The 25,925-nt window shown below is 66.3% G+C and carries 14 protein-coding genes and 1 pseudogene; 8 read left to right on the forward strand and 7 right to left on the reverse strand.

Translation table 11 applies throughout. From position 1 onward, the window contains the following. Window positions 1-25: 25 nt before the first annotated feature. The gene (locus QRN34_RS07885) at window positions 26-1,108 is read left to right on the forward strand and encodes a PA0069 family radical SAM protein (RefSeq protein ID WP_285403453.1); all 1,083 of its coding nucleotides are present in this window, start codon (window positions 26-28) and stop codon (window positions 1,106-1,108) included. A 15-nt stretch (window positions 1,109-1,123) separates the two neighbouring features. Here the strand turns inward: QRN34_RS07885 and QRN34_RS19175 are convergent. Together QRN34_RS19175 and QRN34_RS07900 are read right to left on the reverse strand one after the other, a co-directional pair. Beyond that, window positions 1,124-1,505 (reverse strand): annotated as a pseudogene (locus tag QRN34_RS19175) (VOC family protein). A gap of 19 nt (window positions 1,506-1,524) precedes the next feature. Further along, window positions 1,525-2,652, reverse strand: coding sequence for an FAD-dependent monooxygenase (locus QRN34_RS07900; RefSeq protein ID WP_285403456.1), 1,128 nt, complete (start codon window positions 2,650-2,652; stop codon window positions 1,525-1,527). A 285-nt stretch (window positions 2,653-2,937) separates the two neighbouring features. On the opposite strand from QRN34_RS07900, the gene QRN34_RS07905 reads away from it, so the two are divergent. The 3 genes from QRN34_RS07905 to QRN34_RS07915 all read left to right on the forward strand — a co-directional run bounded on the left by QRN34_RS07905 (window position 2,938) and on the right by QRN34_RS07915 (window position 7,435). Further along, a complete protein-coding gene (locus QRN34_RS07905; protein WP_285403457.1) occupies window positions 2,938-4,611 on the forward strand; it encodes a PAS domain S-box protein in 1,674 nt (557 codons plus the stop codon). Between the two features lie 78 nt (window positions 4,612-4,689). Continuing rightward, window positions 4,690-5,454, forward strand: coding sequence for a bifunctional NADP-dependent 3-hydroxy acid dehydrogenase/3-hydroxypropionate dehydrogenase YdfG (gene ydfG / locus QRN34_RS07910; RefSeq protein ID WP_285403458.1), 765 nt, complete (start codon window positions 4,690-4,692; stop codon window positions 5,452-5,454). Window positions 5,455-5,608: 154 nt separating this feature from the next. Next, window positions 5,609-7,435, forward strand: coding sequence for a M61 family peptidase (locus QRN34_RS07915; RefSeq protein WP_285403459.1), 1,827 nt, complete (start codon window positions 5,609-5,611; stop codon window positions 7,433-7,435). Window positions 7,436-7,492: 57 nt separating this feature from the next. Here the strand turns inward: QRN34_RS07915 and QRN34_RS07920 are convergent, their stop codons facing one another. Both QRN34_RS07920 and QRN34_RS07925 read right to left on the reverse strand, forming a co-directional pair. Continuing rightward, window positions 7,493-9,199, reverse strand: a complete 1,707-nt coding sequence (locus QRN34_RS07920) for a methyl-accepting chemotaxis protein (protein ID WP_285403460.1) — start codon at window positions 9,197-9,199, stop codon at window positions 7,493-7,495. Between the two features lie 349 nt (window positions 9,200-9,548). Continuing rightward, complete coding sequence (locus QRN34_RS07925; protein WP_285403461.1) at window positions 9,549-10,316, reverse strand: hypothetical protein; 768 nt, start codon at window positions 10,314-10,316, stop codon at window positions 9,549-9,551. Between the two features lie 122 nt (window positions 10,317-10,438). On the opposite strand from QRN34_RS07925, the gene QRN34_RS07930 reads away from it, so the two are divergent. Continuing rightward, window positions 10,439-11,089: an SDR family oxidoreductase gene (locus QRN34_RS07930; RefSeq protein WP_285403463.1), complete on the forward strand. Its 651-nt coding sequence runs from the start codon at window positions 10,439-10,441 to the stop codon at window positions 11,087-11,089. A 50-nt stretch (window positions 11,090-11,139) separates the two neighbouring features. Here the strand turns inward: QRN34_RS07930 and QRN34_RS07935 are convergent, their stop codons facing one another. Together QRN34_RS07935 and QRN34_RS07940 are read right to left on the reverse strand one after the other, a co-directional pair. Continuing rightward, the gene (locus tag QRN34_RS07935) at window positions 11,140-12,381 is read right to left on the reverse strand and encodes an NAD(P)/FAD-dependent oxidoreductase (protein WP_285403465.1); all 1,242 of its coding nucleotides are present in this window, start codon (window positions 12,379-12,381) and stop codon (window positions 11,140-11,142) included. 81 nt (window positions 12,382-12,462) lie between these two features. After that, on the reverse strand, window positions 12,463-12,945 hold the full coding sequence (locus tag QRN34_RS07940) for a MarR family transcriptional regulator (protein ID WP_285403467.1): 483 nt from the start codon (window positions 12,943-12,945) through the stop codon (window positions 12,463-12,465). A 64-nt stretch (window positions 12,946-13,009) separates the two neighbouring features. Here QRN34_RS07940 and QRN34_RS07945 point away from each other — a divergent pair, with 64 nt between their 5' ends. Continuing rightward, complete coding sequence (locus QRN34_RS07945) at window positions 13,010-14,506, forward strand: FAD-dependent monooxygenase (RefSeq protein WP_285403469.1); 1,497 nt, start codon at window positions 13,010-13,012, stop codon at window positions 14,504-14,506. A gap of 201 nt (window positions 14,507-14,707) precedes the next feature. Here QRN34_RS07945 and QRN34_RS07950 read toward each other — a convergent pair whose 3' ends face one another. Further along, a complete protein-coding gene (locus QRN34_RS07950; RefSeq protein WP_285403471.1) occupies window positions 14,708-15,007 on the reverse strand; it encodes a hypothetical protein in 300 nt (99 codons plus the stop codon). Between QRN34_RS07950 and QRN34_RS07955 the strand changes: the two genes are divergently transcribed. Next, window positions 15,006-24,236, forward strand: coding sequence for an autotransporter-associated beta strand repeat-containing protein (locus QRN34_RS07955; protein WP_285403472.1), 9,231 nt, complete (start codon window positions 15,006-15,008; stop codon window positions 24,234-24,236). The genes QRN34_RS07950 and QRN34_RS07955 overlap by 2 nt on opposite strands. A gap of 215 nt (window positions 24,237-24,451) precedes the next feature. Then, entirely contained in the window at window positions 24,452-25,810 is a 1,359-nt protein-coding gene (locus QRN34_RS07960; protein ID WP_285403474.1) for a TolC family outer membrane protein, read from the forward strand. Window positions 25,811-25,925 lie beyond the last annotated feature (115 nt).

Here is a 25,925-nt window from a genome sequence, read left to right on the forward strand (position 1 = left end):
ACGAAAGTGGCGTACATTTGTACGCATGTCGAGCCCTATCCCCCTGTTCCACAAGCACAAAGGCCGCGGCGCCGCCTCCAACCCGGAAGGCCGGTTCGAGTCCGTGCGGTACCACGCCGAAGACGACGGCTGGCCGCGTGAGGAGGAGGCGCGGCGCCCGGTCACCGAGGTGCGCGAGGAGCTCGCCCGAAGCGTCATTACCCGCAACGACTCCCCGGACATCGGGTTCGATCGCGCCACCAACCCCTACCGGGGTTGCGAGCATGGATGCATCTACTGCTACGCCCGGCCGTCGCATGGTTACCTCAACCTGTCCGCGGGCCTCGACTTCGAGACCAAGCTATTTGCCAAGAGCAACCTGGCCGACGTGCTCCGCCACGAGCTGGCGCGCAAGAACTACACTTGCCAACCGATCAACATCGGCAGCAATACCGACCCGTACCAGCCGATCGAGAAAACCTGGCGGCTCACCCGCGCGGCGCTCGCGCTGCTCAACGAGTGCAACCATCCCTGCACCATCGTCACCAAGAACGCGTTGATCGAACGCGACCTGGACATCCTCGTGCCCATGGCCGAGCGCAAGCTGGTGCAGGTGTTCATCTCGATCAACTCGCTGGACAACAAGCTGGCGTCGAAGCTGGAGCCGCGCGCGAGCGCGCCGCATCGACGGATGCAGGCGGTGAAGACGTTGCGCGATGCCGGCGTGCCGGCGGGGGTGCTGGTGGCACCGATCATCCCGGCGCTCAACGAGAAGGACGTCGAGGCGATCATCGAGCAAGCCGGTGCAGCGGGTGCGAATTCGATCGGGTATACCTGCGTGCGTTTGCCGCACGAGTTGAAACAGCTGTTTCGCGAGTGGCTGGAGTTGCACTACCCGGATCGGGCGGCGCACATCATCAGTCTGATTCAGCAGATGAATGGTGGGAAGGATTACGACAGCAACTTTGCGACGCGCATGCGCGGGCAGGGAGTGTTTGCGGACATCATTCGGAAGCGGGTGCAGGTGGCGACGCGGAAGGCGGGGCTCCATCGGGCTTGGGACACGGTGTTGGATACATCGAGGTTCGTGCCGCCTAGGATTGCTTCACCACAGGGGGAGTTGTTCTGAGGGCATCGTCAGGATCTAGGCGATCGGTTCCGAAATCTCGATGAGGTTGAGGTCCGGATCACGCACGTAGATGGAGCGGATCTTCTGCGTCGCGCCGGTCCGCTCGACCGGGCCTTCGACGATCGGCCACTTCAATGCGTCCAGGTGGGCGATGACCTGATCGAGCGGGATGCTGGCCATGAAGCACAAGTCCAGCGCGCCCGGGACGGGTAAATGGGCCTTGGGTTCAAACTCATGGCCTTTCACGTGCAGGTTGATCTTCTGGTTTCCGAACAAGGAACGCCACGCGACCGCCGCGAAACGTTTCCTTCTTCATCCGCAAGACGTGAACGTAAAAATGCGTCGTCGCCTCCGGATCGGTACAGGTAAGGACGATGTGATCCAGGTGATCGATCATGCTGCGGTACTCCGGTATGTCACTGACTATCCCTTAGTGGGCCATACGTGGCCTTGTAGCTGCGTGGCACGATGAACGGCATGATCAGGCGCCTGACGGCATAGGGAAGCCCCGCCGCCTTCGACAACCGATCGGTCATCGCCTTCACATGTGCGACGCGCTGCATCCGCTGCTGGCGGAAGCGGTCGCCGATGCTTGCTGGATCGTCCACACCCGCAACGAGTGCGGCAAGCGCGAAACTGTCTTCCATGGCCAATGCCGCGCCCTGTGCCCAGACCGGTGCCGTCGCATGCGCAGCGTCACCGATGAGCGTCACCCGACCTTCGTGCCAGCGGCTCTCCTGCACTTCTTCGAGCGGCGAATGATAGAGGTGCTCGGGATGCGACAAGACCCAGTCGAGGGCCTTGCGTGCTCTCTCCGGAAATCGGGCGAACGTGCGTCGAAGGTGTTCATGGTCGTCGGCTGCCGTGTCGGCTTCGCTGACGGTTACCCAGCCGTACACGGTCGCGTCGTCGACGGGTAGCAAGAGGATCATTCCGCGTCTGCCCGTCCAGAACGTCCATCCATCGATACCCGGGTTCGGCGCCATGAAACGCCAGCTGGCCGAGGCGATGAGCGCCGACTGGCTTTCGGAGGCACCCATGATCGATTCGCGCACCGTGGAATGAACGCCGTCCGCGCCGATCAAGAGGCGGCTGGACAGTGTTTCACCCGTAGCCAGTTGCACGTGGACAGCCTCTGCGTCCTGCGTGATGGCGGTGACGGCGCTGCCGAACCGGCCACGGTCGCTCGGCATGCCCCCTCCCAGCAACGCCATGAGATCGGCGCGGCGCACGGCGCGGGGACGCATCGCCTCGCCCCAGAATGCGTCCTCATCAATGGCGGCCAGCAGGCGATCGTCCTCGGCGCGGTATTCGCGCCGGCGCACAGGATGGCCGATCCGACCGATGCCCCCGCCCAGCCCCAGCCGGGCAAGCGCCGCGATGGCATTACCCGGCAGGTTGATGGCGAGGCCACCATCCACCGCCTGCATCCGGCGTTCGATGACCGTCGAGCGCACGCCGTGCTGCTCCAGTGCGCGCCACGCCGCGAGGCCGGCAATACCCCCGCCCGCGATGAGAATGTCTGTGGTGGGCTTTATCGACATCGATCGTTCTCTGCTCGAGCGGCACGAAGCCAGGGGGCGTCGAGTATGCCAGCGGTCTCCAGGCTTCATGCCCTCGCTTGGTCATCGATGAGGCGTAATTTCCTGCGCTACATGCACTAGCTCACCTCCGCCCTTTATTCGACGAATATGCCAATTCAGGTCATATCGTTAGGTGAGGTAAGGGCATCCCGGCACACCGCGGCGCGCCGTAACGCCATCGCGTTGCATGGCATGGTTCTGGCTTGCCACCGGACTCTATCGAAAGATCCCGACCAAGGCATCGCCGTGTGGAACCTCGCCGCCCTCTTCAAGTCCCACGCCACCCGTAAGCTCGACGCCCTTTTTCGCTCCCAGGCCGCCATCGAGTTCGACGTGCACGGCACTATCCTTGCGGCGAACGCACGTTTTTGCGATCTGATGGGCTATGCCGCGTCCGAGATCGAGGGAAAACATCACTCGATGTTCGTGGCGGCGGAGATGGCCCAGAGCGCCGAGTACGCGGCCTTCTGGGACAGCCTGCGACGAGGTGAATTCCAGGCGGCCGAATTCCCGCGGTTGACCAAGCAGGGTGACGTGGTCTGGTTGCAGGCCACCTACAATCCGGTGCTGGATGAGAAGGGCAACGCGGTGTCCGTGGTGAAGATCGCGCAGGACACCACGCAGCGGAAGCTGATGGACCTTCACCGTGAGAGCCAGATCACCGCTATCGGTCGATCGCAGGCGGTGATCGAATTCGCGATGGACGGCACTATCCTCACCGCGAACGCGAACTTCCTCGATGCGCTCGGTTACGGGCTGGACGAGGTGGTGGGCAAGCATCATCGCCTGTTCGTCGATCCGCAGGAACACGATAGTCCGGCCTACCTCGCCTTTTGGAATCGTCTGCGTCAGGGCGAGTTCCAGGTCGCGGAATTCAAGCGCGTGCACAAGACGGGCAAGCACGTCTGGATCCAGGCCACGTATACACCCGTGCTGGGCCTGGATGGCATGCCAGTGCGCGTGGTCAAGTTCGCCACCGACATCACGGCACAGGTAGCCCAGCGGCAAAGCTTCGAGTTGCTGTCGCTGGTGGCGAACGGAACCGACAACTCGGTCATCATCACCGGGCCGGATGGCCGCATCGAATACGTCAACAGCGGCTTCACTAAACTATCGGGCCATGCTTTCCTGGACGTGATCGGGAAGAAGCCAGGGCCACTGCTTCAGGGTAAGCATTCCGACCCCGTGACGATCGGTCGTATCCGCGCCAAGCTGGAAGCGCGTGAGCCGTTCTACGAAGAGATCCTCAACTACGCGAAGGACGGCACGCCGTACTGGATATCCCTGTCGATCAATCCGGTCTTCAGCGCGGACGGGCAGTTGCGCAAGTTCATTTCGGTGCAGGCCAACGTCACCGAGACGCGGCTTCGCGCGCAGGAAGACGAAACCCGCCTTGCCGCCATATGGAAATCCACGGCCACGGCCAACTGGTTGCCTGACGGCACGGTGCTCGACGTCAGTCCGACGATGCTCGGTGTCCTGGGCATGGACACCGCAGACCAGGCGGGCGCGGCACTGTCGTCGATCTTCCGGGCGGTCATGGATGGCGAGGGTCGGTCACGCCTGGTCGCCGGCGAATCGATCTCCACGGAACTGGCGGTGCATGCCGCCGGCCGCGACCTTTGGCTCCAGGCCACCATCAACCCGATCTTCGCCATCGACGGCACGTTCGCCAAGCTGATCCTCTATGCCACCGACGTGACCGGCCAGCGCACGACGCTGGAGCGCGTGCGCAACGCCATCGAGGTGATCAACGGTATCGCCATGCAGACGCATATCCTGTCCCTGAACGCGACCATCGAGGCGGCCCATGCCGGTGAGTCGGGACGCGGTTTCGCCGTCGTAGCCTCCGAAGTACGGCAGCTGGCGAAGAAGTCGTCCGACTCGGCGACGGAAATATCGGCGCTGCTCAACCGATAAGCGACGAGGGTGGCGGGTGCGTGGCGAGGCATCGTCCCGGCATAATGCGGGGAGTCATCCCATATCCTGGATACTCCAATGATTGTTCTCGTGACCGGCGCCACCGCCGGGTTTGGCGCCGCCATGGCGCGCCGCTTCGCGGCCGCAGGCCACCGGGTGATCGCCGCGGGCCGCCGCCGTGACCGGCTCGATGCCCTTGCCGACGAGCTGGGCCGGGAACGGGTCCACCCCTTGCAGATGGACGTGCGTGACAGGACGGCCGTGGATGCGGCGTTGTCCAGCCTGCCTGCCGAGCTCGCATCCATCGACCTGCTGGTGAACAACGCCGGCCTGGCGCTGGGACTCGAACCCGCGCATGCCGCGGACCCCGATGACTGGGAGACGATGGTCGATACCAACGTCAAGGGCCTCATGTACGTCACGCGCGCCATCCTGCCGGGCATGGTGGCGCGTCGCCGCGGACACGTCATCAATATCGGTTCCATCGCGGCGACGTACCCCTATCCCGGCGGTAACGTCTATGGCGCGACCAAGGCGTTCGTCCGGCAGTTCTCGCTCAACCTGCGCGCCGACCTGGCGGGCACGGGCATACGCGTGACCGACATCGAACCGGGCCTTGCCGGAGGGTCGGAGTTCTCGGTCGTTCGCTTCGGTGGCGACGAGGCGCGTGCCGCCGCCGTCTACGACGGAACCATGCCGCTCACGCCGGACGATGTCGCCGAAGCCGTGTTCTGGGCGGCGACCTTGCCAGCCCACGTCAACATCAATGCGATCGAACTGATGCCGGTAAGCCAGTCCTTCGGCGCCCTGCCGATCCAACGGAACCAGGGCACGACGTCATGAGGTTGTTCTCTCCCACTGATAGGTATGAAGGTGCACGCGTCGCGGTACCGGTCACCCGGTAATGCAGCACGCCGTACGCGAACCGTCGCGACGCGCAAGGTTGGGCTGGGCCACCGGCTTGCCGATGCTTGCGCTGGCCGCAGGCCTCCATGCCATGCCTGCGACGCCTCCATCCACCATCCCTCTGCCCGTCGACCATGCGTTCAAGGGACAGATCGACGTGTCCGTGGACGCGCGTGACACCGCGCACAAGGTCTTCCGCGTGCACGAGGTCATTCCGGTGCAGGCCACTGGCGCAGTCACCCTGCTGTATCCGGAGTGGGAACTATCCAGTCATGGGCACACCGTCTCGGCGGCCAGCATGGCCGGCTTGACGATACAGGCCGACGGGAAGACGCTCGACTGGGAACGCGACACTATCGACATGCACGCATTCCACGTGGTGATTCCGGCGCATGCGCGGCACCTCGAGGTGGATTTTCAGTACATCACCCGCGTCGATGACGCTTTGCTTCGCGACGATCTGGTCAATATCGCCTGGCAGCACCTGATGATCTATCCGGCCGGCTGGTTTGCCAGGAACATCCCGGTTCAGGCCGCGCTTGCCGTACCCGATGGCCTGCAGATTGCCTCCGCGTTACCGGTGCGCTCGCAAGACGGTGGCGACGTACAGTTCGCGCCAATCGCCATGGAGACGCTGCTGGACGCGCCCGTGTTCGCTGCCCGGTACCTCCGCCGCGTGCCGTTGACGGCGGGAACCCCCACCGTCCAGCTCGACCTGATGTCGACGGATCCAGCGGATCTGGCTATGGCGCCCGATGACGAAGCCGCGTTGAAGCGATTGGTAACGGAAACCTCGGCGGTGTTCGGGCGGGCTCCGTACGCTCGCTTCGATGCGTTGGTGCTGCTGGACGATGCATTCTCGGCCGGTGGCATCGAACACGCCTCATCCGCCGAAATCTATCTGCCTGCGGACTACCTGCGCCATCCCGAAGCCCAACTCAACAATCGCGACCTTATCGCGCATGAGCACGTGCATGCCTGGAACGGTCGCTGGCGGCTGCCGGCGGATGCGTGGTTGGCGACGCCCAACGTGCCCACCCGCAACAGCCTGCTGTGGGTCTATGAAGGTCAAACGGAGTTTTGGGGCCGCGTGCTGGCAGCGCGCAGCGGCATGCGTACGCTGCAGCAGACACGGGATAAACTGGCGATGGATGCCGCATCCGTGCAGGCGCATCTAGGCCGAACCTGGAAGGATCTGCAGGACACGACCAACGACCCGCTGTATGTCAGTGGGCGCACCAACGTGTGGCCCGAGTGGCAACGGCGCAAGGATTACTACGCCGAAGGCGTACTGCTGTGGCTCGATGTGCATGCTCGCATGCAAGACGCTTCGCAGGGTCACAGGGGCATCGACGATTTCGCTCGCGATTTCTTCGCGGTCTCTTCCAAGGATGCAGGCACGTCCACGTATACCCTCGACGACGTCAGCCAGGCGCTTGCACGACAGGCGCCGATGGACTGGAAGGCATTTCTCGACGAGCGCTTGCACGCGAAGGACTCCCGGGTACTGGACGGCCTGCGTGGTCTAGGCTGGGAACTGGTCTACGTGCAGACACCCTCGGCCAGCTTCATCGAAGACGAAGCGGCGGAGGGTGTGTCCAACCTCGGTTACTCGCTCGGTTTGCCGGTGGACGACAAGGGCCTGGTCCGTGGCGTGGTATGGGACGGCCCTGCATTCAAGGCAGGCATGGCACCGGGTGTGCGTATCACGCAGGTGAACGGCATGGCGTTCACCGCGGATGCGTTGTCGTCGGCCCTTGCCGCGTCCGTGCGGCAGCCCGTCTCGTTCGACTTCGAGCGAGACGGCAAGATCCGTCATGGCATGCTCGATTATCACGGTGGACCGCGCTACCCGGCATTGCGTCGTGTACCGGGCGTGCCGGATCGCCTGTCTGCGTTGCTGATGCCGCGCGTGTGAGTTACTGCGCGGCATCTTCTTCGACTGACGCCGGTTCATTCCGACAGCCGGGTCGACTCAGAATTCCCGCCACGCCGACTCCAGCTCCTTCTTCTCTACGGGCTGCCGTGCAGGGGATTTGGTTGGGGATGCAGCGGCAAGGACGGCAGCGACAGGACGCGCCGGTGCGGCCACGGCCGGGGGTGCCGGCGCGGGCGACACGGCCGATGCCTTGCTGCCGGCCTTTGCCGCGTCGGCGACTCGGAAGAACGACACCTGCCTGATCAACTCGTCCGACAACTCCAGCGAATGGCGGCTGGCCGCACTCGCCTCTTCCACCAGTGCCGCATTGCGCTGGGTGACATCGTCCAGATCCACCACGGCCTGGTTCACCTGCTCGACGCCTGCCGATTGCTGCTGCGACGCCGCGGCAATCTCGCTGACGATCTCGGCGACACGCGATGCGCCGCCCTGGATCTTGGTCAGTGCCTCACCCGTCTTGCCGACCAGCGCGGCACCCGCTTCCACCCGTTCCGCCGTGCTTCCGATCAGCGCCTTGATTTCCTTCGCGGCGCCAGCGCTTCGCTGTGCCAGGGAACGTACCTCGGACGCGACGACAGCGAAGCCACGACCCTGCTCGCCAGCACGCGCCGCTTCCACCGCGGCATTGAGCGACAGCAGATTGGTCTGGAAAGCGATTTCGTCGATCAACACGGCAATCTCGCCGATCTGCCGGCTCGCCTGGGTGATCTGTTCCATGGCCTGAACGGCGTCGCCGGCGACATCGCTGCCCGCCAGGGCGTCTTCGCGCAGTCCGCGCGAGATCGTACGGGCGGCTTCGGCGCTCTCGGCATTCTGCTTGACCGCCGCGGCCATTTCTTCCATCGACGCCGCCGTTTCTTCCAGGGAGGATGCCTGTTCCTGCGTACGCGCGGACAGGTCGTCGTTGCCTTCGGAGATGTCGCGGGCCGCCTGGTTCACCTGGGAGGCACTCTCGCGCACGCCGGAAACGATGGACGACAGCTTGGCGTCCATGACGGAGAGCGCACGCAGCGTGTCGCTGAGCTCGTCCTTGCCGGACACTTGCAGCCGGTGATCCAGCTCGCCTTCGCTGATGCGAGTGGCCAGTTCGCGAGCGCGAAGCAGGGGACGCATGACGGCACGCGTGAGCTTCACGCCAACAATAGCAACGAGGATAACCCCGAGGAACGCCACGGAGAACATGAAGACCGCGGTGCGATGGACGGCGACGACGGCAGCATCGTAGGACGCCATAGCCTGCTTTTTCTCACTCTTGACGATCTGGTCGATGTCCGCCATTTCGGCATCGTAGGCCGCGCCGAGCGGGCCGGTCAGCAATTCCTTCGCGCCGGCCACGTCCTTGGCCTTGATGGCGGCAAGTGTCTTGGCCGTGAGTTGCCTTTCCGTCTGCTGATGAACGATGAACTGCTTGGCCAGTGCGATTTCGTCGGCCTCGGACGTGTGGGCGGGGTAGTAATCGCGCCATGCCGCATCGACGAGTGCCGTGTTGGCGACCAGCATTTTTTCCGCCTGGTCGACGGACTCTGCATTCATACGCAGGAAGGCTCGGCTCGTCGCAACATGTATCTCGAGTGTGCGAGCCCGTATCCGCGTCGCATCCATGATCGACACCATCGAATCGTTGTAGAGATCCGACATCCGGCTTTTCATGCTCAACAACGATGCCAACCCGGTACCACCCAGGAGTAACGCGACGAAGAGTGAAAAAGCCATGACCAGCGTGATCTTGAGTTTGATTGTCATGAGCAGTCCTAAAAGTGTTCTCCTCTGACGGCACACGCGCAGGCTTCTTGATGCAAATCCGGCAGATCTGGTATTTCCATTAACTGCGTAGTCGGCTTTGTGAGACGTGGTTCACGTTGTTTCGTGCCATATACCGCACAAAAAATGTGTTTTGGCTAATTAGTGCGGAATACAGCACAGTTAGTTCGTGCGACGGAAGTCGCAGAAATAAGCCTTAATCGAGCGATGTTTCAACGTCTGCAGGGTTTCGTTGTCCGACGCTGCATCGCATATTTCTCTTTCACCTTTGTCGAACGCAAGTGAAGCATGCGGACTACCACGACGCTGCGCATGTCGCGGGAGCGTTGCTTTAGGCGTCGACGTCAGCCACGCATTGATGCCAGAGGACTGCAAGGGCGATGGGAAGCAACACGATTTCCGACACGATGGAGAAGACCTGTGCCGCCGTGCCGTAACTTCCCGACATGCCCACGCGTCCAAAGAACGAGAAGAACCACGTCGTCGTCATCGCGATCATCAGTAGTGCTCGTGCCTGATTGCCTTGCGCGATGTTTCGTATGAACAGCGGGCAGGCCTTCGCGAAGAAGTGTCCGACCAGAAGCATCGATGGAACCATCAGCAGCGGGAACAAGGCCACGGTGCCGATCTGCAAACCACGTGCGGCCAGCGCAATGTCCGCGTGCGTCGCCAGCGCCCGAATGGGTACGTAACTCCAGACGTTACCGGCGCACATCAACAAGAGCCAGAACGTGGCGGCAGCCATCCGCCCGCTCGCGCGACGCCTGCATGCGGCGTACAGGCACACGTAAAGCAGCGCATTGCCGATGAAAGGGCCCGCGAGGGCGATCGCCGCTGCGGCTGACCCATGCCCGCTTGCGAACACGGCGTCGTAAGGCACGTTGTCGCCGACGTCGGACAGCAGGATGAGGTTCGCCGGTGTGAGCCCGCCGTAGTCGAGCGCGAAGGGGTTCGCCATGTAGCCGAGCATCCACGCCATCGTTGTATGCGCGTATTCGTGCGTGAGATAGCCCACGGCGTGGGTGACAAGGATAAGGATCGCCATACGCATGGCGAATCGGGTATCGCTGAGCAAGGTAGCCTTCATCGTCTTTTCCATCACGCCCAGCCAGAGGCCGCTATCGTAAATCGAATGCCTCGCCCCTGGGGATAGTGGTCGCATAGACGGTAACCCAACAGCCCAATGGCTATAGTCCGGGCAAACCACTAATCGGAAGCCCCATGAACCGCATTGCCATTGTCGGCGGCCACGGCAAGGTCGCGCTGCTGCTCATACCCCGTCTTGTCGCTGCGCATCACGATGTGCGCGCACTCATTCGCAACCCTGAGCATGCGGCAGATATTTCCGCGTTGGGTGCGCAGCCGTCGGTATTCGATATCGAGCATGCCGACACCGATGCCATTGCCTCAGAACTGAAGGGCTGCGACACCGTCGTCTGGTCGGCAGGTGCCGGTGGCGGTAGCCCCGAGCGTACCTACGCCGTGGACCGCGATGCGGCTATCCGCACGATGGATGCCACGGTCCAGGCGGGCGTGAAACGCTTCGTCATGGTCTCGTACATCGGTGCGGGCATCGACCACGTCGACCCTGACAATGGGTTTTATGCCTACGCGCAAGCCAAGGCCGCGGCCGATGCCTATCTGCGTACCACGTCACTGCACTGGACCATTCTTGGCCCGGGCACACTGACGGGCAACGACGCTTCGGGACGGGTGGATGTGGTGGAGGGCCCGTCGTCCGGTGGTGACAAGACGTCCCGCGCCAATGTGGCGTGGGCTATTGCCAGCGTGCTGGAGAGTGGCATCGCCGTGGGGAAGACACTGCGGTTCATCGACGGGGAGACGCCGATCGAGGCTGCGCTTGGTCAATAAGCGACAGCCACACGTGACCGAACGTTCGGCAGCCCAGGCGACGTTGTCCGTCATGTGATGTCGATGGCAGCCAGCACCTCCTCCGCCGCCCGAACCCCACTCAGATACGCCCCATGCGCCGTCGAAAACGCGCTCTCGTGCGTCGCTTCGCCAGCAAAGAACACCCGCTCCTGGAACGGCATCGCCAGGGTCCGTCGCGCTGACGACCACTGCGGCAGCGCGTGACTGTACGCACCACCGATGCGCGTGTCGTGCCGCCACTGCGAGGTGGTCAACAACCGCAGGCTCTCACGCGCCTTCCGCCCGAACAGCGCCACCAGCTCGTTCATCACATGCTCGTAAGCGGCGATCACGCCTTCCTCGGCCAGTTGCCGCGCGCTCGCACCGCCGAGGAAGCACTCGATCATCGGTCGGCCCAGCGGGCGTATGTGGTACGACACCGTGGCCGCATCGTGTGGATTGCCGATGGCGTGCTGCTCGGACGGGAAAGCGTTGTCGTCGAGGATGCGCAGGAAGACCTTTTCATCGTGCCCGAGCGGCAACCGTCCAGCCGCCTCGCGCCAGGGATCGAGGGCGTCGGGCAGGCGGATCGTGGGGCCGCTCAGTACCGCGGTGGAGGCGGTCAGGATCACGGCGCGGGCATGCAGGTCGCCGTGTGGCGTGCCCAGCCTCACGCCGCCGGTATCGGGCAGCACCAAACGCTCCACGGGTGTGGACAGCGCGCAGGGTGTGTCCATCGGCAGGGACGCCGCGACCAGCGATCCGTAGCCGCGGACCGGTCGCCAGTTCTCGCCGGTGGCCGCGCCCTCGTAGCGCGCGTAGTCGGCGATGGACAACTTCTCCAGGTCGGCCCCGTTGATGAAGCCGCTCATCGCCTGCAGGTAGGCATTCCATCGGCCGCCCGGGACGAGATGATCCGCCGCGACGTCGCTCGGCAAAGGCGTATCCATGATCCGGTCGTGCCACTGGTCGTAGGCGGCGCGGGCTTCTTCCTGCTCCTGCACGGAAAACCCGGGTCGGGGTATCGAGCGACCCCAGGGCGGATTGTGGCGATCCACGGCGATGCCGGCTTCATCGGCGATCACGGTCCACGGGTTGCGATCCGCGGAATGCAGCCAACCGCAGCCCAGGTCGAGCGGCAGGCCATCGATCTCGACAGTGAAGGCGCGCCCGCCGATGCGCGACGATGCCTCGACCAGCAGGACGTTTTGCCCCGATGCCGCAAGGCGGCGCGCCGCGCCCACGCCCGCGGCACCCGCGCCGACGATCGCCACATCCAGGGTTTCGTTCAAGATCGCGGCCTCCGGCGGTGGGAACCGCCTTTCCCCGGTTGTACCGGCGCAGCCGTGGCGATCCGGTGAGCGACGGTGCGCTCAGTCGTCGCGGAGGTGGAGTGCTGGGTCCACGGCCTCCAGTTCTCGCGCGAACCGGGAAAGAAGACGGGTCAGTGTTTCGACATCCGCATCCTCCCAGCGATCGAAGATCTGGCGTGCCATGCGTTCGCGGGCCGTATCGATGGCGGCGTTCATGGCCACGCCTGCCGGGGTGGTGGTGGCTTCCGTGATGCGACGGTCTTTCTGCCCGGGCTGACGCATGATCAGCCCGAGGGATTCCAGTTTGGCCAACTGACGACTGACGGTCGTGTAATCGCGGCCCACGCGATCGGCCAGTTCGCCCACGGCGATCGGGCCGAAGCGGCCTGCCAGCACCAGCAGGGGAAACAGCGCGCGATCGAGGCTGACGCCCGCCGCGGCGAGCAGCTGCTCATCGCGCTGGGGGCGGTTCATCACGCCGACCAGCGCCACCATCGCCATGTGCAGTTCGCGGAACGTCGCCTTTTTATGTGTATCTTGCACTTATTAATCCATCGCCGTAGACTCGTCCTTAATATGTGCATTGTGCACATAACAGGAGCCGAGCATGTCTGTCCAAACGCACGTGATGATCGCGGGCGCCGGCCCGGCGGGCCTCACCCTCGCTATCGAACTGGCCCGCCGTGGCGTGCCATATCGTATCGTCGATCGCCGCACCGGGGCGTTCGAAGGGTCGCGCGGCAAGGGTATCCAGCCACGCACGCTGGAAGTGTTCGCGGACCTGGGCGTCGTCGATCGCATCCTGGCGGCGGGCGGGCCCTATCCCAGCCAATGGATTCACGACGCGGACGGTGGGCGGGAAGAGCAGCAGGCCATCGCGACGGCCGGGTCCACGGCGACCGAGCCCTACGGTGCCCCCTGGATGGTGATGCAGTCACGCACCGAAGCGATCCTTCGCGAGCGGCTCGGCGAACTGGGCGGCGCCGTGGAATGGGATACCGAGGTCACGGATGTGGTCCAGGCGGATGCGATACGCGTGGGCCTGCGCACGCCCACCGAGGCAAGCGCGGTCACCTGCCGCTACCTCGTCGGTGCCGACGGCGGGCGCAGCACGGTACGCGGATTGCTTGGCATCGACTTTCCCGGCAAGACGCTGGGTGCTCGCGCCATGGTTGCGGACCTGCGAATGCATGGGCTGGACCGGCGTTACTGGCATCGCTTCAACGACGGCGACATGTCCCGGCAACTCGCGCTTTGCCCGCTGCAGGGCACCGACCTGATCCAGTTGCAGGCGCCGGTGGCGGCGGAGGGCGACATCGACACCGACGTGGCCAGCGTGCAGGCGCTGATAGACCAACGCACCGGCGGCTCCGACCTGCGTGTCGACGATGTCGCGTGGGTATCGGTGTACCGCATGAGTGCGCGGCTTGCCACGCATTACCGCAGTGGCGACGTGTTCCTGGTCGGCGATGCGGCGCATGTGCATCCACCCACCGGTGGACAGGGTCTCAACACGAGCATCCAGGATGCCTACAACCTGGGCTGGAAACTGGCAGCCGTATGCGATGGCGCAGCGGACGCGCTGCTCGACAGCTACGAGGACGAACGACGCCCCGTCGCGGAAGAGATGCTGGGCTTGTCCACGCGTCTGCTCGATGCCGCGAGGCAGGGTGACATGCGACGTGGTCGCGAGACCCGCCAGCTGGACATCGGCTACGCCTCGAGTCCGTTGCGCTACGAATCCCCGTCAAGGCAGTACGGCCCTCGTGCGGGCGATCGTGCGCCCGACGCCTGGTTCACCACCCGGCACGGCACACGCAAGCGCCTGTTCGAACTCACGCAGGGCCGGCACTGGACACTGATGATCTTCAACAGCGACGAGGAAACCGCATCATGGCCTGCCGGCGTCGATGTTCATCACGTCGGCACGGATCACGAACTGCGCGACAGCGACGGCGTGTTCCAGTCGGCCTACGCGGCATGCGACGGCGACGGGTTCCTTATCAGGCCGGACGGCTACATCGGGGCTATCGCGGGCGCCGGGCACCTCGAAACGCTGTCTCGCTTTCTGCGGTCGTTCCTTCCCGCAGGCGTGCACGTTTGAGAAAAACCGCGCAGAGCTCGTCACGTCTTTTCGGTGAAACGCGCTCCGCGCCACGGATAATCGCAAGCGTTATCCGGCAAGAAACCGTTGCGCGAACATGCAGGGAATCGCCCTTCACGCAAGTGAAGCGGACGCCGCATGGCATCGACCTGTAAGCACGATATAAACGCATAAATAAAGCGCTTTTCTAAGTAAGACTACTTACGCGTAAACCGTCGCAAAGACGAACCGCGGTTGCCGCATTTGTCCACTGTTTGCCGAATCGTCGATTTTCCCGACACTTCCCTGGAAAGCACCCGGAAAGCCACCGCCAGATTTGTGCATCGGAGCGTCGATGCCGGCGCTTAGGCTTGCGCCCGAAAGCAAACGCCTGCGCATGCAGGTTTTGCGGACGTCATCGATCGGATGTCCATCACGGCCCGGAATGTTTCCGGCGCCGTCGCTGAAGTGCGCGCGATCGTCCGCCAGACGGATGACGCGTGTGCTTATGGGGAATGTCATGAGCAAGCGCCGTGTGAAATCTGTCCGTCGTCATCCGATCAGCAAGGGCATCGGCCTTGCCTTCGCCTCGACCCTCCTGGGCCTGGTCAGCCAGCAGGTGTGGGCGGATTGCGCGCCTGGCTCACCCGGCGATGGTGTGACCGTGACCTGCTCGGGCGGCACGACCGTGGGCAACCCGTTCAACACGGCAGCCAACAACCTCACGGTGAACGTCACCGCCGATGGCCGCGTGGCACCGGTACTCGGCCTGCTCACGCCCGCGATGACGCTCTCGGGCAACAACGTGACGCTGAACAACGCGGGGATGATCGATCCGTCGTTCCTGGGCATCCTCAGCGCGCTGTCCAAGGGCACCATCGTCGGTAACGCCAACGCAAGCAACCACACGATCACCAATACCGGCGGCATGTACGGCACCTTTGGCGTTGCCTCGGTCAACGTGGGCGACCTGAGCGGCGTGGCGTTGGACATACGTAACGGCGCAGGCGGCACCACTACGCTGGTCAACTCGAACATCATCGGCGGCAAGCCGCTGGCCGGCGTGAGCGTGCTTGCCGTGGATGCGCCGGCGATCGTCGCGTCGGGCCAGGGCAACGTCAACATGACCAATGCCGCGGGCGGTACGGTGCAGGGGCGCATCGCCTTCAATGGCACGTCCAACACGTTGATCAACAACGGACAGATCCTGGGTAGCGTCTACGTCGGTGGCGGCAACGACACCTTCGTGGCGGACACCGCCGCCAGCGTCAGCAGCACCGGCGTGGGCGTGGCGTTGTCCGTACCCGATCTGCTCGGCGTGGGCGTGCTCAACTTCGCGTCCGCCGGTGTCGTCGACGGCGGCACCGGTGTCGATACGCTGACGCTGAAAAGTGCCGCGGGCAACGGTGCCAATACGGCCACGTCGTCGCAGTACATCAATTTCGAAAACCTCAACATCACAGGCGGACGCTGGACCCTGGTGGGTCGCCTCGCCAACGCCAGCAACCTGACTGGTGGCACGGCGGTGCTCAACACCGCGGACAACCTCGGGGCGACGGCGACCGTGTCGGGTGCGGCACTCGAAGCCGCCATCAACGGGCTGGGCGTCACCACGGCGCTCAACCTGCAAGGGGCCGGCCTGACCGTGCAGGGCACCAACACGCTGGGACTCGCGGGTGCGATTTCCGGCACCGGCGCGCTGACCAAGACCGGCACGGGCGCGCTGAGCCTAGCCGCCGGCAACACCTACAGTGGCGGCACGACGCTCAATGGCGGCAGCATCCTGCTCGGCGGCAACGCGGCACTCGGTACCGGCGCGGTCAACGTCACCGGCTCCAGCACGCTCACCGCGTCCACGGCGACCACGCTGTCCAACACGGTGGCCGTCGGTGGCGGCACCACGCTCACCCTCAACGGTGCGCAGGCGCTCACGCTCAACGGCGCCTTGTCCGGCGCGGGCAACGTGATCAAGGCGGGCGCGGGCACGCTGACCCTGGGCGCGGCCAACACGCTGTCGGGTTCTTTCTCGATCAACGGCGGCACGCTCGCCGTGGGCGCGGGCGGCACCCTGCTGCCGACCCAGGCGGTGACGCTGGTGAACGGCACCACGCTCAATCTCTCCGCCGGTGCCAATCAGACGATCGGTTCGCTCGCCGGTGCGGGCGGCACGGTGAACCTGGGTGGCACCACGCTCACCACGGGTGGCCTCGGCACGAGCACCAGCTACGCGGGCACGCTGATCGGCACCGGTGGGCTGGTGAAGGTCGGTGCCGGCGTGCAGACGCTCGGAGGCGGCAATACCTTCAGCGGTGGCGTGGCGTTGAACGGCGGCGGCCTGCTGCTCGGGAATGCGGGTGCGCTCGGCACCGGCGCGCTGAGCGTCGGCGCAAACGTCACGCTGGATACCACGACGGCACTGACCCTGGCCAACAACGTCAGCCTCAATACCGGCGGTACGCTCAACCTGCTGGGTGGCCAGCCGCTGGTGCTCGGCGGCGTCGTTTCCGGCCCCGGCAACCTGGTCAAGACCGGCACGTCGCTGCTGACCTTGAACGGCGCCAACACCTTTGGTGGCGGCCTGACCGTCAACGGCGGTGGCCTGTTGCTCGGCAACAGCGGCGCCCTGGGCAGCGGCGCGCTCAACGTCAATGCATCCACCACGCTCGACGGCAGCGTGCCGCTGACGCTCGCCAATGCCATGAGCCTGGGCAACGGTGCCACGCTCAATGTGCTCGGTGGACAGCCGGCGACGTTCAGCGGTGTGGTGAGCGGTAACGGCGGCTTGCTCAAGAGCGGTGCCTCCACGCTCACGCTGACCGGTGCCAACAGCTTCACCGGCGGCACGCTGATCAACGCCGGCACGCTGGCGCTGGGCGCGGGCGGTACGCTGGCTGCCGGTGGCGCGGTCACCCTCGCCAATGCCGGCGCGGCGTTCGATATCGCGGCGGCGGGCAACCAGACCATCGGCGCGCTGTCCGGTGTGGCCGGTACCACGATCGCGCTCGGCGGCAATGCGCTCACCTTCGGCGACGCCACCGCCCAGACGTTCGCCGGCGTCATCGGCGGTACCGGGTCGCTGGTGAAGACCGGCGCGGGCGTGCAGACGCTCACGGGTGCCAACACGTTCAGCGGGGGTGTCAACCTCAATGCGGGCGGCCTGTTGCTCGGCAACAGCAACGCCATCGGCACGGGGCCGCTCACGGTGAGCGGCAATGCGACGCTGGACGGTAGTGCGGCGCTCGATCTGGCCAACGCGGTGAACCTGGCCGGTGCCACGCTCACGCTCCCCGGTACACAGGCCGTCACCCTGGGTGGCGTGGTGTCCGGCACGGGCAGCCTGACCAAGAACGGCACGACGCAATTGACGCTCAATGGCGCCAATACCTTCAGCGGCGGTGTCAACCTCAATGCGGGTAGCCTGCTGCTCGGCAATGCGGATGCACTGGGCACGGGTGCGCTGAACGTCGGTGGCGCGGTGGCGCTGGACAGCACCACGGCACTCAACCTCGCCAACGCGGTCAACTTCGGCAGCGGCACGTCGCTGGCACTGACCGGCAGCCAGGACGTGACACTCGCCGGCGTCCTCGCCGGCGACGGCAGCCTCGCCAAGGGCGGTACGTCGGTACTCACGCTGAGTAACGCGAACACGTTTACCGGTGGCCTCAGCGTCACCGGGGGTGGCCTGCTGCTCGGCAACAGCGGGGCGCTCGGCACGGGTGCGTTGAACGTGGGCGGTGCGGTGACGCTGGACAACACGGCCGCGGTAGCGCTCGGCAACGCCGTGAACCTCGGAGCTGGCAGCGCGCTCACCGTGCTGGGCAACCAGGACCTGGCGCTCAACAACGTGGTGTCCGGCACGGGCAGCCTGACCAAGAATGGCAACGCGACGCTCAATCTTGCGACGGCCAATACCTTCAGCGGTGGCGTGAACCTCAACGGCGGCAACCTGCTGCTGGGCAACAACGGCGCGCTCGGTACGGGCGCGCTGAACGTCGGTGCCAATGCGTCGCTCGATACCAGCGCCGCGCTCAACCTCGCCAACACCATCGGCCTCGCCGCCGGCGCCAATCTGGCGGTGCAGGGCAGCCAGGCGCTGACGCTGGCCGGCGCGCTGTCGGGTGCGGGCAGTTTGACCAAGAACGGTGCGCAGACGCTCACGCTTGCAGGTGCCAACACGTACACCGGTGGCACCACGATCAACGCCGGCACGCTGGCCCTCGGTGCCGGCGGCAGCCTGGCGAGCACCGGCGCGGTGACGTTGGCCAACGCCGGCGCAACGCTGGACGTCTCGGCCGCGGGCAACCAGACCGTCGGCGCCCTGTCGGGCGTGGCCGGCAGCGCCATCGCGCTCGGCGGCAACACGTTGCAGTTCGGTACGGCGACGGATCAGGTCTTCGACGGTGCCGTCTCGGGTAACGGTGGCCTAGTCAAGGTCGGCGCCGGCGTGCAGACCCTCGGCGGCGCCAGCACGTTCAGCGGCGGCGTGACGGTGAATGCCGGCGGCCTGATCGTCGGCAACGATGCCGCGCTCGGCGTCGGCGCGGTGACCATCGGCGGTGCGGCCACGCTGGATGCGAACGGCCCCGTGTCGCTGGCCAACGCCATCGCCCTCAATGCCGGCCTCACCGTGTTGGGCAGCAACGCGCTGACCCTCAACGGCGCGATCACCGGAACCGGCGGCCTGACCAAGGAAGGCGCGGCCACGCTCACCTTGAACGGCCCCAACACCTACACCGGCGGTACCAACATCAACGCCGGCACGCTGGCACTCGGTGCGGGCGCCAGCCTGGCCAGCAGCGGCATCGTCAACCTCGCCAGCGGGGCCACCTTCGACCTGTCGGCGGGTAACGGCACGCAGAGCTTCGGCACCCTCACCGGTGCGGGTACAGTCAACCTGGGCGCCAATGCCCTGACCATCGGCGGTCCCACCAACGGCGTGTTCGCCGGGGCGATCGCGGGCACGGGCGGCCTGATCAAGGAAGGTACGGGAACGCAGGTGCTGACCGGCGCCAGCACCTTCACGGGCGGCACGACGATCAACGCCGGCACGCTGGCGATCGGTGCGGGCGGCAGCCTCGCCGCCACCGGTGCGGTGAACGTCGCCGCCCCGGGCACGGGCTTCGACATCTCCGCCGGCGGCAACCAGGCCATCGGCCTGCTCAATGGCGTGGCCGGCAGCACGGTGACCCTCGGCGGCAACACGCTCACCCTCGGCGGCGTCGGCAACAGCGTCTATGACGGCCTGATCGCCGGCACCGGCAGCGTGGTGAAGAACGGCGCAGGCTTCCAGGCGCTCGGCGGCGCCAGCACGTTCTCCGGTGGCGTGGCCCTCAACGCCGGCGGCCTGCTGCTGGGCGACGATGCGGCACTCGGCACGGGTGCACTGAACGTCGGCGGCAACGCTTCGCTCGATACCGGTGCCGCGCTGACGCTGGGCAACACCATCGACCTCGCCGGCGGCGCCAACCTCGACCTGCTCGGCAGCAACGCGCTGACCCTCGACGGCGCGATCTCCGGTGCGGGCGGCATCATCAAGGACGGCCCGGCCACGGTCACGCTCACCGCGGCCAACACGTATACCGGTGGCACGATCATCAATGCCGGCACGCTGGCGCTCGGTGCGGGTGGCAGCCTGGCCGGCACGGGCGCGGTGAACCTCGCCGGCACCGGCACGTTCGACATCACCGCCGCCGGCAACCAGGCCATCGGTTCGTTGAGTGGCGTGGCCGGCAGCACCGTGGCCCTCGGCGGCAACACGCTGGCGCTGGCGGGTGTGACGGACGCCACGTTCAGCGGCAGCCTCACCGGCAGCGGCGGGCTGGTGAAGAACGGCGCCGGCATCCAGACCCTCAACGGCAATAGCAGCTTCAGCGGCGGCGTCACCCTCAACGCCGGCGGCCTGGTCGTCGGCAACGATGGCGCGCTCGGTACGGGCACACTCACCGTCGGCGGCGCGGCCACGCTGGATGCCGCCAATGCGGTGACCCTGGCGAACGACGTGCTGCTCAACGCGGGCCTCACCGTGGCGGGCAGCAATGACATCATCCTCAACGGCGCGCTCACGGGCGCGGGCAGCCTGACCAAGGACGGGGCCGCGACGCTCACGCTCAACGGCACGAACACCTATGCCGGCGGCACCTTCATCAACAGCGGCACGCTGGCCCTGGGCGCCGGTGCCAGCCTGCTCAACACCGGTACGGTGAATCTCGCCACGGGCGCCATCTTCGACCTCTCGGCCGGCAACGGTACGCAGGTGTTCGGCACCCTGGTGGGCAACGGCACCGTGAACCTCGGCGGCAACACGCTGACGGTCGGCAGTGCGACGGACGGCACCTTCGGCGGCAGCATCGGTGGCACCGGTGGGCTGATCAAGGAAGGCACCGGCATCGAGACGCTCACCGGCATCAACACGTATACCGGCGGTACGCTGATCAACAACGGCACGCTCGCCATCGGCGCGGGCGGCAGCCTGTCGCCCACGGGCGCCGTGACGCTGGCCAACGCGGGCACCGCGTTCGATATCGCCGGCGGCGGCGACCAGGCGATCGGTGTGCTCAACGGCGTCGCCGGCAGCAACGTCACGCTCGGCGGCAGCACGCTCACGCTCAACGGCGTCGGCAACGGCACCTATGACGGCGTCATCGCCGGTACCGGCGCACTGATCAAGAACGGTGCGGGCAGCCAGGCGCTCGGCGGCGCGAACACCTTCAGCGGCGGCGTCACGCTCAACGCCGGCGGCCTGGTGGTGAACGACGACGCGGCGCTCGGTACCGGCGCGCTGACGGTGGCAGGCGCGGGCACGCTCGACGCGCTCAGCCCCGTCACCCTGGCGAACGATGTGGCGCTCAACGCGGGCCTGACCGTGCTGGGCAGCAACGACCTGACGCTCGGCGGTGCCATCACCGGTGCCGGCAGCCTGACCAAGAACGGCGGCGCGACGCTCACCCTGGCGGGTGCCAACAGCTACACCGGCGGCACCACGGTCAACGACGGCACGCTGGCGATCGGCGCGGGCGGTAGCCTGGCCAGCGGCGGGGCTGTCACCCTGGCCGGCACCGGTGGCTTCGACATCGCCGCCGCCGGCAACCAGACCATCGGCTCGCTCAACGGCGTGGCGGGGAGCAGCGTGAACCTCGGCGCCAACGCACTGACCCTCGCGGGCAATGCCGATGCGACCCTCGACAGCACCGTCGCCGGCACCGGCAGCCTGGTCAAGAACGGCACGGGCACGCTCTCGCTGGGCGGCACCAACACCTTCAGCGGCGGCGTGACCCTCAACGCCGGTGGCCTGACCGTCGGCAACGGCGCGGCCCTGGGTACCGGCGCGCTCACCGTCGGCGGCGCGGCCAGCCTCGACACCACGGCGGTCACCACACTGGCGAACGACATCGCGCTCAACGCCGCGCTGACCTTGCCCGGCAGCAACGACCTGACCCTGGCCGGTGCCATCTCAGGCACCGGCAGCCTGTTGCAGCAAGGCACGATCCGCTTGTCCCTGACCGGCAACAACACCTACACCGGCGGCACCACGGTCGGCGGCGGTACGCTGGTGGTCGGCAGCGACACGGCCCTCGGCACGGGTGGCCTCGGCATCGACGGCGCGGCGCTGGAGGCGAGCACCGGCGTCACGCTCGGCAATGCCGTGACGGTGGGCGGCAACGGCGTCACCGTGCAGGGCCCGGCCGACCTCACCTTGAACGGCAGCCTCAGCGGCACGGGCGGCCTGGACAAGGAAGGCACCGGCAGCCTTACCCTCGGCGGCTCGCTGGCCGGCTTCACCGGTGGCCTGACCGTCAACGGCGGCATCCTCAACGCCAGCAACCCCTACAACGGCGGCATAGCCGTCGGCGGCGCGGGCACGATCAACCTCGGCGGCACCGGTAACGTCGTGACGGTGACGGGCCCGATCGCCGGCACGGTCAACCTCGGCGGCGGCAGCACCATCGGCATCGGGTTCGGACAGCTGCCGGCGGTTACCGGCACCGTGAACGGCACCGGCCCGGGCACCACGCTCGACGTCACGGGCTCGGGCGATGCCACCCTGCCGGGCGGCGTGTTCAACAACATCGACAACCTCAACGTGGGCAACGGTACGTTGTCGGTCGGCGCAGGCACGACGGTGAATTTCCCGGGCGGCACGGTCGTCGCGGGCACCATCGCGGTCAACGGCACGCTGGGTGGGCCGGCCACGATCAACCCGGGCGGCGCGATCATCGGCGGCGGTACCGTCACCGGTCCGGTGGTGGTCGACGGCACGGTGGCGCCCAGCGGTGTACCGGGCGCGACCGGTGCGGCCGCGGGTACGGGCACGCCGGGTACGGTGCTGACGGTCGGTGGCCTGACCCTCGGCGCCGGCTCCAGCACCTATATCCGCACGGGCGCCAATGGCGTGACCGATGCCGTCGTCGTCAACGGCACGGCGGTGCTGGGCGGCACGGTGACGGTGGAGAACAACGGCACGTCGTTCGGCCCGGTCACCCAGGTCAACGTAATCAGCGCGTCCCAGGGCATCACCGGCAGCTATGCCGGCAGCACCATGACGGGCAGCAACCTGCCGTTCCTGGACACGAGCTGGCAGGTGATCGGCAACAACCTGGCGCTGACTTACAGCCAGGCCGGTAGCGGGCTGGGCTCGGGCGGCATCACGTTCGACCGGTTCCCGGGCCTGGGCGCCAACCAGCGCTCGATGGCCACGGCCCTGCAACGGATCGCCGTCTCCGGTGGCGACCCGCTGTCCACCCTGTTGGGCAACGTGCGCGGGCTGCGCTCGCCGCAGGTGATCCGCGCCTTCGATTCGCTCACGGGTGAAACCTATGCCTCGGCCGCCAACGCCGAGCTGTCGGGCCAGAGCCAGTACCAGGACACGGTGTTCAACCGCCTGAAGCTCCAGCGTGACACCGGCGAGCGTGGTCCGGCTGTCTGGGCCGAGCCGTATACCTCCAGCAGCAGCTTCGACCACAGTGCGGACGTGGCGCAGACCGACTACCGCATCCATGGCGTAGTGATCGGTACCGACGCACCGGTGACGCCGGACCTGCGCCTGGGCGTGCACGCCAACGTTGCCAACTCGCGCACCGAGGTGGATCGCCGCGGCGACTACACGGATGTCGACCAGGCGGCGATCGGCCTGCATGCGCTGTACTTCAACGACAGGCAGTGGTGGGCGCAGGGCCTGGCGTCGTACGGCTGGCAGAACGCCGACAGCTCGCGGCGCATCGCGGTGGGCGGCTTCACGCCGCAGGCCACGGGCAGCTACGACGGCAAAACCACCAACGCCTCGCTGGAAGGTGGCTACCGCTTCACGCTGGGTCAGGCCATGCACCTCGAGCCCTTCGTCGGCGCGTATTACAGCAAGGTCAAGTACGACGCCTTTACCGAGAAGAATGCCGGCGACGCGGACCTGCGCGTGGGTCGCGCCAGCGCCAGCAGCCTGCAGTACGGCGTCGGTGCGCGCCTGGTCGGCGATGTGGACCTGGGCGTGGAAGGCACGAAGCTGCATCCCATCGTCATGGTTCGCTACCTGCACAACACCCGCGACAACACGGTGTCGGTCAACAATGCCTTCGCCGGCGAACCGGGTGGCACGTTCTCGGTGCAGGGATCGGAGCCGGTGCGCAACCACTGGCAGGCGGGCGTGGGCATGAGCTTCGACATTACGCCCAAGGCCAGCACGTTCGTGTACTACAACGCCGATATCGGCAAGCGCCAGCGCAGCGATGCGGTGAACCTGGGCGTGCGCTGGAACTTCTGACGCGGCCGCTCCCCGTGACCGCCCGTGTCCGCGCGATAACGTCCGCGGACACGGGTCGGCGCCGCCGCTACATGGGCGCCGACCGGCGCAAGCTCTTGCGAAAAGGCCGTCCGGCCGTCTGACATGGCCGCCTGTGGCGTGCCGACCCTCGCGTCCTCGCCGTGGCACACCGCTTGCAACGCCCCCCTCATCTTCGAGGGCGGGCAGGGCGGGACATGCAAACACGGTACGTATCGGGCGTCATGGTGGCGATACTGGCCCTCGCCATTGGCCTTCCAGCCACAGCGGTCGCGGAAGACCTGATGGATGTTTATCGCGAAGCGGTGGCCAACGATCCGGTGCTGGCCAGCGCGGACGCGCGACGGCTGGTGGTGGCCGAAGGCGTGCCCCAGGCGCGTGCGGCCTTGCTGCCGCAACTGTCCGCCGGGCTCGAGCTGCAGCAGTTCCATCCCGGCAACATCGGCGTGCAGTCCAGCAGCGACGCCGCGCCATCCACCACCACGGACGGGCACAGCCGGCAACGCGACCTGACCCTGACCCTCGACCAGACGGTGCTGGACCTGTCGAAGTTCTCGCGGGAGCGGCAGGCGGCCGCGACGGCCCAGGCCCAGGACGCGACATACCAGGGCGAACTGCAGGATCTGTACGTCCGCGCGACCACGGCCTACTTCGACGTGCTGGTGGCGCAGGACCAGGTGGAGGTGTTCCGCTCGTACGAAGATGCCTATAAGCAGCAGTACGACCAGGCCACCACGCTGTTCAAGAACGGACTGGCGCCGGAAGCCGACCTCACGCAGTCGCGCGCGTATTACCTCTACATCAAGTCGTCGCGCGTGGATGCGGAGACCTCGCTGAAGGATGCGCGGCGTGCGTTGCAGCAGCTGACCGGCAAGGAGCCCGGCACGCTGAAGGCCCTGCGCGAAGACCTGCCGATGGAAGCGCCCGCACCCGACGACGCCAACGCCTGGGTGGAACAGGCCATGCGCCAAAGCCCGGACGTGATGGCGGCCAGCCACCTGGTCCGGGCGGACGAGCACGCGATCGCCGCGGCCCGCAGCGGACACCTGCCGACCGTCAACCTCGCCGTGAACTACGACAAGGCCGGCGCGTGGCGCAACGGCGTGCGCGGTGGCGCCGGGTACGGCACGGGTACCACCACGGTCGGACTGGTGCTGGCGGTACCGCTGTTCAGCGGCGGACTGACCCAGTCGCAGGTGCGCCAGGCGATCCACCAGCGCGACGCGGACGAAGGCGACCTGGAGTCGCTGCGTCGACAGACGGCGCGTGACACCACCAACTACTTCAACCTGGTGACCGCCGGCATCGGCCAGGTCGGCGACGCGCGCGAGGCGGTGGAATCGGGCAAGAAGGCGCTGGCGTCGATGCGCGCGGGCTACGACATCGGCACGCAGAGCCTGACCAACGTGGTCGTGGCGATCCAGACGCTGGCCGAGATTCGCACGCAGTACACCGCACTGCGCCATCAGTTCATCCTCAACAAGCTGCGACTCAAGCGCGCCGCCGGCATTGCCGAACTCAAGGACATCGAAGCGATCAACCGGCTGCTGCAATAACGTTCCGAGCCGATGGCCATCGTAGGCCATTCGCGCATGTGGCGTGCCATTCGCGCACATCGTGCGCTTGTGTCTTTTCGATGGGGTAGATTCGAAGTCGAGAGCGGAGTGTGGC

The sequence above is a fragment of the Luteibacter sp. ME-Dv--P-043b genome, assembly GCF_030209605.1.
GTDB lineage: Bacteria > Pseudomonadota > Gammaproteobacteria > Xanthomonadales > Rhodanobacteraceae > Luteibacter.

Coding starts and splice junctions, on each gene's coding strand:
- QRN34_RS07885 (WP_285403453.1), top strand. CDS start 26: ATGTCGAGCCCTATCCCCCTGTTCCACAAGCACAAAGGCCGCGGCGCC.
- QRN34_RS07900 (WP_285403456.1), bottom strand. CDS start 2,652: ATGTCGATAAAGCCCACCACAGACATTCTCATCGCGGGCGGGGGTATT.
- ydfG (WP_285403458.1), top strand. CDS start 4,690: ATGATTGTTCTCGTGACCGGCGCCACCGCCGGGTTTGGCGCCGCCATG.
- QRN34_RS07915 (WP_285403459.1), top strand. CDS start 5,609: ATGCCTGCGACGCCTCCATCCACCATCCCTCTGCCCGTCGACCATGCG.
- QRN34_RS07920 (WP_285403460.1), bottom strand. CDS start 9,199: ATGACAATCAAACTCAAGATCACGCTGGTCATGGCTTTTTCACTCTTC.
- QRN34_RS07925 (WP_285403461.1), bottom strand. CDS start 10,316: ATGGAAAAGACGATGAAGGCTACCTTGCTCAGCGATACCCGATTCGCC.
- QRN34_RS07930 (WP_285403463.1), top strand. CDS start 10,439: ATGAACCGCATTGCCATTGTCGGCGGCCACGGCAAGGTCGCGCTGCTG.
- QRN34_RS07945 (WP_285403469.1), top strand. CDS start 13,010: ATGTCTGTCCAAACGCACGTGATGATCGCGGGCGCCGGCCCGGCGGGC.
- QRN34_RS07955 (WP_285403472.1), top strand. CDS start 15,006: ATGAGCAAGCGCCGTGTGAAATCTGTCCGTCGTCATCCGATCAGCAAG.
- QRN34_RS07950 (WP_285403471.1), bottom strand. CDS start 15,007: ATGACATTCCCCATAAGCACACGCGTCATCCGTCTGGCGGACGATCGC.
- QRN34_RS07960 (WP_285403474.1), top strand. CDS start 24,452: ATGCAAACACGGTACGTATCGGGCGTCATGGTGGCGATACTGGCCCTC.